We start from the raw sequence: 249 nt of genomic DNA on the forward strand, positions 1-249 counted from the left end.
TCGGTGGTGTCGGTGACATCCACTTTCGCAGCGCCGCCCAACTCCAGGTTCTCGAAGGTCGCACCGGTAGCGTCTACCGCCGACTTGATGCCAACGCTGATCTCACCGGCATCGTTGTAAACGTCGTCGCCTTGCGCATCGTGGGTGTACGGCGCGCTGGTCTCACCGGCCTTGATGGTGACCTGAGCATTGTTGCTCAGGGTCACGACCAGATCGTGGTCCAGCGGCTGGTTGATGTGCACGGTGAAG

Annotated in this window: 1 protein-coding gene; it reads right to left on the reverse strand. The window is 61.0% G+C overall.

What is annotated here, in order from left to right:
* Positions 1-249 (reverse strand): immunoglobulin-like domain-containing protein (locus tag ABI582_RS28760; RefSeq protein ID WP_442121004.1); only part of this gene is annotated, 249 nt, incomplete at both ends.

Source organism: Pseudomonas sp. SAS7, from assembly GCF_052112345.1.
Lineage (GTDB): Bacteria > Pseudomonadota > Gammaproteobacteria > Pseudomonadales > Pseudomonadaceae > Aquipseudomonas > Aquipseudomonas putida_Q.